The sequence below is a fragment of the Streptomyces sp. 3N207 genome (assembly GCF_052246355.1).
Taxonomy (GTDB): Bacteria; Actinomycetota; Actinomycetes; order Streptomycetales; family Streptomycetaceae; genus Streptomyces.
The window spans coordinates 1-1,724 of record NZ_JBQQBV010000060.1 but is presented as its reverse complement, the minus strand read 5'-3'; the positions used below and the strand labels follow the sequence as shown (position 1 = coordinate 1,724).

2 protein-coding genes are annotated in these 1,724 nt (G+C 68.9%); both read right to left on the bottom strand.

Going from position 1 to position 1,724, the window contains the following annotated elements; translation table 11 throughout:
- Positions 1-174 precede the first annotated feature (174 nt).
- A complete protein-coding gene (locus ACTWP9_RS36610; protein ID WP_443250638.1) occupies positions 175-330 on the bottom strand; it encodes a hypothetical protein in 156 nt (51 codons plus the stop codon).
- A 577-nt stretch (positions 331-907) separates the two neighbouring features.
- Positions 908-1,192 carry a hypothetical protein gene (locus ACTWP9_RS36605; protein ID WP_443250637.1) on the bottom strand — a complete coding sequence of 95 codons (285 nt, stop codon included), beginning with the start codon at positions 1,190-1,192 and terminating at the stop codon, positions 908-910.
- Between the last annotated feature and the right edge of the window lie 532 nt (positions 1,193-1,724).

The window sequence follows — 1,724 nt, the reverse complement described above, 5'->3', positions numbered from 1 at the left end:
CGCACTTCGGGCTTGCGGCCACCCCACCCCCCGACCCAGCTTTTGAGCGCCGGGAAGGGACCGCCAAGGGGCCGCACGCCACCGAGCTACCCCCATGCCGCGCCACTTGCTTGCGCACTCCACACGAAAAGGCCCTGGCGCCGTCGGGATCCGACGGCGCCAGGGCCTGTCGCCTTACCTCAGCCGCTTTTTGCAGGGTTCCGGCCTGTTCACGACGTTGTTCTTATCGTCGTTGGTGACGACCTGGATCTCCTTGTGCTTACCGTTCTGTCCCGTGCACCCGTTGCAGGTCTGCGGGGCCGGCTGGGGCTGCGGGGACTGGTTCGACATGGTGCTCTCCTTCTCTGATGTGCCGGGCGATGGCCTCCGTCGAGAGGGAGGTGGGCCGTGATCGGCCCTGCCCGACGCAGCCGATCAGCGGCTGGGGCGGGGTGGGGGCAAGCCCGTGCTTTTCGGCCGCCCCGCCCCAGCCGCAGGCTGCAAGCGGCGGGCAGGGGCCAACCAGACCGCAGCCCCAGGCACTGCGCGAACGGCACAAGCGGGAACGGAGGAGACCGAACGACGGCACGGACAGCCACGGAGACTGCCGAGGACTAAGCAGAAACGGTGACGTACACCGGCCAAGCAGGAACGCCGGTGGAGAAATCCGCTGCTGGACGTGCTTGCCCGGCCGCAGACGAGGCGAGCGGGCTCTCCGAGACGGCCCGAAGACGCGTACCTCCAGCGAGCAGTCGGCAGCAGACGGAAGCACGCCGGACACCGACGAACGACCCCGCGCCGGGCCCGTACTGAGGTCAAGAGCCAGCACACGAAAAAGGCCCGGTGCCCGCCGGAGAACTGGCGGGCACCGGGCCTCGGCTGCTCAACTGCACAGCTTCGCGTAGCTGAGCGTCGACCGGGACGGGACTCAGTCGCAGTCGTTGTCGTGGAAGATGAAGATGCTGAAGAAGCCGCCGCCACCGCCGCCGTCTCGGCTGGACTTCGACTTCGGCTTCGGGACGGGCTTGCTGAGGAACGTGCCTCCGGAATTCGACGGGGAGAACGCCGCGGCCTGCACCTTCGTGGCACCGCGGCTGTCATCGCTGCAACGGCCATCGCTGCTGGCCGCGCACTGCGCGATCAGCAGGACGCCGACGAGCACGCCCACGATGGCCAAGACCACCCTTTTGATCCGCTTGCGGTCCTCGTTCATGGTCCCTCCTCTGGAAGGGGACCACCACCCGCACTCAGCTCGGTCGTGACAAAGGGACAGCTGCAACGTGAAGCCGTGACGTCTGAGTTGGCGCAATTCCTGGCTGCCTACGCGCACCAAGCCCACAAAGCGGCGAGCAAGAATCCCGGCAGAGACCCGGACTCACCGCTGCCGACAGAGGCCGGAGCGGCGGAAGCGCCACGGAGGAAGCGGCCGACCCACCGCTGCATACGCAGCTCCGTCACTCCAGCCCGGCACAGGACCGGACTCGCCGCCCGCCCAGCCCAACGAACAGGACACCCCACCCCGTTGACCGTCCAGGGGCGACCACGCGCAGAGGGGGGTGGGGGCGGGAGGGGGGAAGACTCCGACGCGGCCGGCCCCCCAGTGGAGGGCCGGACATTCGGGCGCGCGAGTCTGAAGCTGACGTGGAAGACCGCGGGTTGCCCGCCCCGAGGAGGCGGGCAACCTTGGCCCGGCGCCCGCCACGGTGCGACGGACGCCAGAGCCGGTGACGATTGGTTCCGTTGTT

What these genes read in the sequence shown, in the direction of transcription:
- ACTWP9_RS36610 (WP_443250638.1), bottom strand. Translation starts at nt 330, where the DNA reads ATGTCGAACCAGTCCCCGCAGCCCCAGCCGGCCCCGCAGACCTGCAAC.
- ACTWP9_RS36605 (WP_443250637.1), bottom strand. Translation starts at nt 1,192, where the DNA reads ATGAACGAGGACCGCAAGCGGATCAAAAGGGTGGTCTTGGCCATCGTG.